The organism is Nitrospira sp. SG-bin1, from assembly GCA_002083365.1.
Classification (GTDB): Bacteria; Nitrospirota; Nitrospiria; order Nitrospirales; family Nitrospiraceae; genus Nitrospira_D.
Window position 1 is genome coordinate 133,273 of record LVWS01000034.1, and the last position, 8,810, is coordinate 142,082.

Genomic DNA, 8,810 nt, shown 5'->3' on the forward strand with positions numbered 1-8,810 from the left:
CGAGTTCAAGAGAGCAGAACCCAAAACCTGAAACCCTTCGCTCTCAGACCAGAAACCCGAAACCGGAAACTCTAGGGACCTGAAAGACGCACCCATGCTGTCCGACCTCATCGCCGCTCGCTCCCAGATGGCCATGTCCCTGGGCTTCCATATCGTCTTTGCCGTCCTGGGCATTGCGATGCCGGTGCTGATGGCGGCCGCCGAGTGGCGGTGGCTGAAGACGGGGGACGAAGTCTATCTGACGCTGGCGAAGCGCTGGGCGAAGGGCACCGCCATTTTGTTCGCCGTCGGCGCCGTGTCCGGGACCGTCCTCTCGTTCGAATTGGGCCTGCTCTGGCCCTCGTTCATGGAGCACGCCGGCCCGGTCGTCGGCCCGCTCTTCGGGCTCGAGGGATTTGCGTTCTTCACCGAAGCGATCTTCTTGGGGATCTATCTTTACGGCTGGTCGCGCATCCCGCCTCGGACGCACTTCATCGCCGGGTTGGTCGTCGCGGTGAGCGGATCCGCCTCCGCGATCTTCATCGTCACGGTCAACGCCTGGATGAACGCCCCGACCGGTTTCGACATCATCGACGGACAAATCAGCAACGTCCGGCCGCTCGTGCCGTTTCTGCACCCCTTTGCCTTCCATGAAACGTTGCATATGCTGCTGGCAGCCTTCGCCGCGACCGGTTTTCTGGTCGCGGGCATCCATGCCTTTCTCCTGCTGCGCCACCCGACCCATCGACTTCACCGAAATGCTTTGGCCATCGCGCTGGTGGTCGGCGGGATCCCCGCGCTCCTTCAGCCGATCAGCGGAGATCTGATCGCGCGGGCCGTCGCCGATCATCAGCCGGCTAAGTTGGCCGCGATGGAAGCGCTCTTCGTCACGGAAGCCGGAGCGGATTTTATTCTCTTCGGACTTCCCGACGCGTCCACACAAACCGTCGACTATGCGGTCGTGATTCCAAACGGATTGAGTCTGCTCCTCCACGGAGATCTTCACGCGGTGGTTCCCGGACTGGACCGGATCCCTCGTCACGATTGGCCCCCCGTCGCGGTCACCCATGTGGCCTTCCAGGTGATGGTCCTCTGTGGACTGATCATGGCCGGGGTCACCCTCTGGGCCGGCTGGCGTCGGTGGAAAGGCCGCGTGGAAACGGATCGGTGGCTCCTGAGGATCTTGGTCGTCACGGCTCCGCTGGGACTCGTCGCCATCGAGGCCGGGTGGGTGGTGACGGAAGTGGGACGTCAACCGTGGACCATACAGGGGCTCCTGCGCACGTCCCAGGCCGTCACACCCATGCCGGGCCTCTGGATTCCGATGGTCACCTTTTCTGTCTTGTATGTCGTCCTGGCCGGCGTCGTCGTCTGGGCGATCCGGCGTCACATCGCGGCCGCGGCGACCGTCCCTCCGGTGGAAACAGAAACGGAAAGGAGAGCCGCCTAGCGATGCCCTCGTATGAGCTCATGGTTGCCGCGGCGCTCGTCGGCGCGCTGACGTTTTATTTGTTGTTCGGCGGAGCGGATTTCGGCGCCGGGATCTGGACGCTTTTTGCGATGGGGCGCCGTGGCCAGCCGCAACGTGCGTTGATCGACGAGGCCATCGGTCCCATCTGGGAAGCCAACCATGTGTGGCTCATCATCGCGGTCGTGATTCTGTTTACCGCCTTCCCCCCCGCCTTTTCCGTCATCTCGATCAGGCTGCACATTCCATTGACCGTGATGCTCATCGGCATCGTGCTGCGGGGAACCGCCTTCGCGATTCGCACGCACGATATCACGTCGCGTCCGGACGGATTCACGGGCGCGCCGGCGATCTGGCATCGAATATTCGCCTGGTCGAGCCTGCTGACTCCCGCCATGTTGGGGCTGGTCCTGGGGGCCATCGCCTCGGGGCGACTCTCCGGACCGACCGGTACCGTCAAAGAAACCTTCGTCGACCCGTGGCTCGCGCCCTTTCCCATCGCGGTCGGTTTCCTCGCGACGGCATTGGTCGCCTATCTCGCCGCCGTCTATCTGATCATGGAGAGCCGGGACCCGGGATTACGCCGCCTCTTTCGACGACGGGCCATGATGACCGGGATACTCGTCATCGGCATGGCCGCCGTCGCGTTGTTCCTCACACGCGACGGCGCCCCGGAAATCCATCGAGGTCTGGCCAAGACGGCTGTGGGCCGTGCCACCATCGTGGCCACCGCGCTGTTGCACGTGGCGGCCCTGTGGGCATTGATCACCGAGCGCGATCGATTGGCTCGATTCCTGGCGGGAGGCGGAGCGGTCGCGGTCTTGTGGGGTTGGGCTCTCTCGCAATACCCGTATCTGGTCGAACCGTCGGTGACGATCCACGATGCGGCTCCTCACAGCACATTGGACGTGCTGTTGGCCAGCCTGCTCCTGGGATCCATCGTGCTGCTTCCCTTTTTGTATTACTTATACACCCTGTTCAAGGGGGACATTCTCTCGCGCCCGGCACAGTTCAAAAGCTAAAAGCAGGACTTTCTTATGGTGACGCTGATCGCCGGTGGCTTGTTCCTGGGACTCATCATCGTGGCCCTGTATTTCTTCGGGGCGTTCAAATCGCCGTATCTCGGCCTCCCGTACTTCTGGCTCTTCCGGTTTGCCCTGATGCTCTTGCTGATGTGGCTGATGGCGACGCTCTGGCAGAGCGAAAGGGAGCGCGCCTATGAAGGATCTGATCCGCCGGTCAACCAACGCGAAGCGCGGTGATCGGTCACTGGGGCAAGCGGCCTTGTCCGTAGAAACGCGACTTCGTGGACGATCGCATCGTGCAATGGTCGCAATCAAACAATCGGGAGTCGATGGTCCGGGCTCGTTGCCTCTGCCCACTTAGGTCTTCAACACCTGCTGTATCGTCTGATGCAGTTCGTCCACCGCCGAATCTTTCGCGAGCACGATGACCGCTCCGGCCCGCTTCATCGCGGTGGCGTTGTCGTCCCCGATATTGACGGAGATGCCGATGATAGTGGTCTCCGGCCATTTGATCTTAATCTGCGTTGCCGCTTCGATGCCGGTCATCTTCGGCATGTTGACGTCCATGACGACCACGCGAGGCCGCAGCTCTTCGACAAGCTTCACCGCCTCCACCCCGTCTCGACCTTCTCCCACCACGTGAAGATCCTCGTAGGCATCCAGTACGGAGCGCAACCCTTCCCGCACCATCGCATGGTCGTCCACCAGAAGCACACGAATGCGTGATGCATGAGACCGCAAGGTGGAGGTTGAGGTTAAGGCTGAGGCAAGAATCGTTTCTGAACCCTTCATCTCAGCCTTGACCTTAGCCTCGTGCTGTTGCGGCAGCGTGAGCGTCGCCGTGGTCCCTGCTCCCAACGCCGATTGAATGGTGAACAAGCCACCCAGCGCTCTCATCCGTTCTTGAATGCTGAACAGGCCGAACTTGGACGAAATACCGCCGTCAGTCGTACCGGCAGCAGCAGCAGCAGCAGCAGCAAGATCGAAGCCCACGCCCTCATCATGCACGTCGATCCGCAACTGCCCATCCCGCTGTTCCATCCGGATGGTGGCTTCACCGGTGCCGGCATGTTTCGAGGAGTTGATCAGCAGCTCTCGCGCGGATTGGAACAAGAGAATCTTTTGATCTTCCGGGAGTCTCAGGTCTTCATCGTCCGGCACCACGACGGTCACGCGGTGGTCGTGCTTGTTCTTCATATACTCCGCGAGCCACTTGAGACTGGCGGCCAGACCATGATCCCGCAGGACCGGGGGACTGAGTTCCGCCACCAGCGTGCGGCTATAGGCCAAGGCATCGGACAAGACGTCATCGACCTTTTTCAGAGCGGTTTCGCAGACGGGCACGCCTTGGACCGCGCGCTTGCTCTGTCCGATCGCCAGCTTGCCGACGACCAGCATCTGTTGCAGATGGTCGTGCAGCTCCGTAGCGAGCCGTTTCCGTTCCCGCTGCTCCAAGAGATTCAACTCGGCCGCCATGGCGCGGAGACGGTCCTGCGATTGGACCAGCTCGACCGTCTTGACCTCGACGACCTGCGCCAACTCCACGTTCCAGCGTTGCAACCGCGCTTGCGCCTCCCACAGAGCCTCTTCCGTTTGCTTCCGTTCGGTGATGTCGACCATCACACCCACCATCCTGAGACATCGTCCGTCCGCGTCGTAATCAAATCGACCACGCCCCGCCATCCAATGCGTACTGCCATCGGCCCAAACCACGCGGAAATCCGCCCGGTACTCATCACGCGAGGCCATTGCCAGCTGCAAGACCTTTTCGACACCGGGCAAGTCATGTCGGTGCACGTGTGAGGCCCAAGCCTCATAAGAGGGTTGCACATCACCCGGACGCAAGCCCAGTAACTCAAAGTGTCCGGGTGACCATTCGACTCGCCCAGTCAACACATCCCAATCCCACGATCCCATCCGACCTACCTTCATGGCCAACTGAAGCCGCTCTTCGCTCGCTCGCAGTCGCTCTTCAGCCCGCTTGCGCTCGGTGATATCCATATTGATCCCGAGCACGCGATGTAACGTCCCGCTCGCATCATAGATGCCGCCGCCGGCCGAATCGACCCAGCGAATGTCCCCGGAAGGCAACACGATGCGAAACTCCAGGTTGTGCCAGGGTCGATGTTCCGACAACGCTCGATCCCGCTCCTCCTCGATCCGAGCCACATCATCGGGATGGACTCTGTCGCGAAAACCCTGGTACGTCCGGCTGAATTCTCCGGCCCGCAAGCCATACACCGACTCTAGTTCCGCCGTCCACGTGACTTCATTGGTACGGACATTCCAGTCGAAGATGCCCGCCTGTGCAATGCCCTGTGCCAGCCGGAGTCGTTCCTCATTTTCGCGAAGTCTTTCTTCCGCCTGCTTGCGTTCGGTGATGTCGAAATTAACACCGGTCATGCGGAGCGGCGTTCCCTCCGAATCTTTGAACACTTGCCAGCGACCGGCGAGCCAATGGACCGTGCCGTCCGGCCAGACGGTTCGCCATTCACCCTGGATGGGTTGGCCCGTTTCAAACGCCTGTTCGACCAATTGGAGAGCATGGGATCGATCATCGGGATGAATGAGCTGTTCCCATGCCGGTTGCGTTCGTCCAAATTCACCCCGTTGGAGCCCGTACAACGCTTCCAGCTCAGGCGTCCAGGTATTCACGTTAGTTTGGAGGTTCCATTCGAAGGTCCCCACGCGGGCCGCCTGCTGCGCCAACCGCAATCGCTCTTCGTTTTCGCGCAGTTGCTTTTCAACCTGTTTCCGCTCCGTGATGTCCGTCGCGATGCCGCACAAGGCATAGGGCGCCCCTTGCGGGTCTTGCAGGAGAAACTTCTGCGACAGATAGGTGCGTATGCCCTCCATGCTTGGGATGTACTCCTCCACGACGGACAGTTTCCCGCTCTTCCAGACTTTGGCATCGTTGGCCCTGAATTGATCGGCCAAGTCGCGAGGAAACAGCTCGTATTCCGTTTTTCCGTTCGCCGCGCGCGCTTCCACCCCAAGGACTTTCGCGCAATACTCATTCATAAACAGGCTACGACCCTCGGCGTCCTTAATGAAGAAGGCCGCCGGCGCACGGTCCAAGATGGCCTGCAACCGTTCTTCGCTCTCCCGCAGCGCCGATTCCGTGCTGTTCAAGGAGCGGGCGACCGACCAGAGGATCATGCCGAATCCCACCACGTTGAGTCCGACCAGCAACGTCAGGCCGAAGTGCGACCCGAACCATCCCTTGTGTTCACCGACCAGGCGTATCCATCCTGTGATCACGAGCAGGCCCACCGTCAACGGCAACATACGTCGCATCATGACCGCGCCTGGTTCTCCGCTGCTGAGCGTCGCCATGAGACCGCGGTCCGGACCGGCGCAGAGCAATGCGGCGCCGAGAAAGACGAATGACAGGGCCGTATGCAGGGCCATGGAGCTGTAGGGTCCGACGGCATAGAGGGAGCTTTTGTCGTAGAGGCATCCGATCAACGCTACGCCGGCGATACACAGCACGAGAAACGTCGAGAATTCCGAAATTCGTTCACTGATGCGGCCGCAGCGATTCGCGAACATCAGCGCAACCCACAACAACACGAAGCACCCGGCGGTGGCCTGCGCCATCCACCCCGGATGCGTGGCGTCCCCTGCCAATCCGACTGAATAGCCGAGCAAGGTACCGAACCCAAGCAGGACAGCTGGAACAGCTAACGTGATCGACGCGAGTCCAAGAGCCTTCTCCGCTCCTGAATTCGACTTGCTCCTTCTCGTATTGAAGAGCAGCACCGACCCTGCGGAACACAGAAACCCCACGGCTGTCGTGATTTTCATGGACATGAACGACGACGAAATGCTGGTGAGCAGCGTGAGGCCGAACCCCCACCCGACTAAAACCAGACCGGCGATACAGGCTGTCATCGACGCAAGCCATGTGGAAGCGGTACGAAACCGCCGGTGCAGTTCGCCGTTCCGATCAGAGCCTGTACTGGTAGGTGACGGATAGTTGAACGCACGAGTTTGAAGCTCCGTCACGTCGATCGTGGAGCCGACATAGCCGAGAAAACCTCCATCCGGCCCGAATCGCGGCGTGCCGACGGATTTCATCCAGCGGTATTCGCCGTCATGGCGCCGGAAACGGAAGGTCGCTTCGAACAACCGGCGCTCGGCCAGGGCTTCCAGATAGGCTGCGACGTAGCCCTTGCAATCGTCGGGATGGACATACTGCGCCCAATCGAACCCTCGCACGTCAACATCATGCACTCCAAGAAAATCGAGGTACGCCTGATTGACGAACTCGCAGCCGTCCGGCCCGTTCATCCAGAGGAGCGCAGGCGCATGGTCGGCCAAGACATGAAATGCCTCCGATTCTTGCTCGCGCAAGAGCAGCAGCGCCGCTCCTTCCCGCTCCGCCATGGAGCAGGCTTCCTCATTGGTGGAGGCCTCAATCACCCGGTATCCGGCCTCGCGGAGATGCTGAACGGACGAGGCTTGCGTAGTCGAAGAGTCGTTGACGTTGATGATGGTCCATTGGTGAGAACGGGTCATGACTTCTCCACGCTTCGTTTTCACTACATTGCGTGGCTCCTCGCGCGGTGGATGGTTAGAGAGGCGCCCGTACTGTGCGGTACGAAGGGAAGCATCGTACGCTCATCACCTCGCCGGCACAATGAGGTTCATGAAGAACTAGGGGGTTTCCTAGGGGGAGAGTCTAAGAAAAATCAGGTCATTCGAATATTTTCGGACCACCTTCGCCGCTGGAGGAATCGGATCTGTTCGAGCGAGAAGACTCGTGAACGATGAGTGCTACGGGGGTCGGTCAGTGGGAGGAGGGGGAAAATTTTTCCGAGGCTGCGCCGACCTCGTGAACGATCGCGTCGTGCAGCTGATCGACCGCCTTGTCTTTGGCGAGCACGACGACCGCTCCGGCTCGCTTCATCGCGTTGCTGTCGTCGTTGTCGCTGTTCACGGAGATGCCGACGACGATGGTTTCCGGCCACTTGGTCTTGATCTGCTCCGTCGCCTCGATGCCGGTCATCTTCGGCATGTTGATGTCCATGACGATCACGCGAGGCCGGAGCTCCTCGACGCACTTCACCGCTTCCGCCCCGTCTCGAGCTTCTCCGACCACGTGAAGGTCTTCGTAGGCATCCAGCACCGCGCGAAGGCCTTGCCGCACCATCGCATGATCATCCACGAGCAACACCGGCACCATGGTTCGTTCTTTCATAAGCGCCACGGATGTCCCCTCTTTACTTACCGCCGCACGGACAACAGATGTGGTCGTCGGGTACGGCGCGTGCCGCTCGGCCTCCATGGCCAAGGGCAGGACCAGCGTCGCGGCGGTTCCCTGCCCCGGAGCGGATTGGATGGTGAACGATCCGCCCAGCGCCTTCATCCGTTCCTGTATGCTCAGTAAACCAAACTTCGACGAGATCCCGCCACTAGGTGTTCCCGCCGTTCCCGCGGCCAGGTCGAACCCCTTGCCTTCATCGCTCACCGTCACGCGCAGATGCCCATGGCGTTGTTCCATGAGGATCGTCGCCTGGCCCGTCCCGGCATGTTTGGAGGCGTTGATGAGGAGTTCCCTGGCCGATTGAAAGAGCAAGACACGGTGAGCCTCCGGAAGTTTGAGTTCCTGTTGTTCCGGGATCAGGACCGTGACCGTCTGATTGTATTTCTTCATATACTCGCCCAGCCACCTGAGACCGGCGGCCAATCCCTCATCCCGCAACACCGGCGGGCTCAGTTCCGCGACCAGCGTGCGGCTATAGGTCAGCGCCTCCGAGAGGACATCGTCCACCTTCGTCATCACTTCCGCCGCGGCCGGCACGTCGGCGATCCGACGCTTCCCCTGTCCGATCGTCATCTTCCCATAGACCAGCATCTGTTGCAGATGGTCATGCAGCTCGGTCGCCAGCCGTTTCCGTTCCCGCTGCTCCGCCAGGCTCAATTCGCTGGCCAGCGCGCGCAGACGCTCCTGCGACTGCATCAGCTCGGCGGTCTTCACGGTGACCGTCTGTTCCAGCTCGACGTTCCAACGCTGCAGCTTCTGTTGAGCCTCGCGCAAGGCCTGTTCCGCTTGTCGTCGTTCCGTCACATCCGTGACAAGGACCACCAGATACTTCGCCTTGCCCGCATGGTCGCGCAGCAGCGAGACGAACTTGTGCGCCCAGACCGGCTCCCCCTGCTTGTGCACATACCGGTTCTCGGTCTCGAAGCTCGACGATTCCTCCTGTATGAGCCGCTCGATTCCAGCCCGGTTCCCGGCCAGATCGTCGGGATGGATCAGCCCGTGGACGGTCAACCCGCGCAATTCTTCTTCGGTGTAGCCCAGCATCGCACAAAAGGCCGGATTACATTGC

Annotated in this window: 5 protein-coding genes; 3 read left to right on the forward strand and 2 right to left on the reverse strand. The window is 60.8% G+C overall.

The window, feature by feature from the left end; genetic code table 11:
- Positions 1–97: 97 nt before the first annotated feature.
- Genes A4E19_20060 through A4E19_20070 form a run of 3 tightly spaced genes read left to right on the forward strand, consistent with a single transcriptional unit; the run spans position 98 to position 2,709 of the window.
- Positions 98–1,429: a cytochrome BD ubiquinol oxidase subunit I gene (locus tag A4E19_20060; protein ID OQW32333.1), complete on the forward strand. Its 1,332-nt coding sequence runs from the start codon at positions 98–100 to the stop codon at positions 1,427–1,429.
- A gap of 2 nt (positions 1,430–1,431) precedes the next feature.
- Positions 1,432–2,469, forward strand: coding sequence for a hypothetical protein (locus A4E19_20065; protein OQW32323.1), 1,038 nt, complete (start codon positions 1,432–1,434; stop codon positions 2,467–2,469).
- A 15-nt stretch (positions 2,470–2,484) separates the two neighbouring features.
- Positions 2,485–2,709 (forward strand): hypothetical protein, encoded by a 225-nt coding sequence (locus A4E19_20070; GenBank protein OQW32324.1) that lies wholly within the window; start codon positions 2,485–2,487, stop codon positions 2,707–2,709.
- A gap of 120 nt (positions 2,710–2,829) precedes the next feature.
- On the opposite strand, the gene A4E19_20075 is transcribed toward A4E19_20070, so the two are convergent.
- Both A4E19_20075 and A4E19_20080 read right to left on the reverse strand, forming a co-directional pair.
- Positions 2,830–7,017, reverse strand: a complete 4,188-nt coding sequence (locus A4E19_20075) for a hypothetical protein (protein ID OQW32325.1) — start codon at positions 7,015–7,017, stop codon at positions 2,830–2,832.
- Between the two features lie 247 nt (positions 7,018–7,264).
- The gene (locus A4E19_20080; protein OQW32326.1) at positions 7,265–8,785 is read right to left on the reverse strand and encodes a hypothetical protein; all 1,521 of its coding nucleotides are present in this window, start codon (positions 8,783–8,785) and stop codon (positions 7,265–7,267) included.
- Positions 8,786–8,810: the final 25 nt, after the last annotated feature.

What these genes read in the sequence shown, in the direction of transcription:
- A4E19_20070 (OQW32324.1), top strand. Translation starts at nt 2,485, where the DNA reads ATGGTGACGCTGATCGCCGGTGGCTTGTTCCTGGGACTCATCATCGTG.
- A4E19_20065 (OQW32323.1), top strand. Translation starts at nt 1,432, where the DNA reads ATGCCCTCGTATGAGCTCATGGTTGCCGCGGCGCTCGTCGGCGCGCTG.
- A4E19_20080 (OQW32326.1), bottom strand. Translation starts at nt 8,785, where the DNA reads ATGCTGGGCTACACCGAAGAAGAATTGCGCGGGTTGACCGTCCACGGG.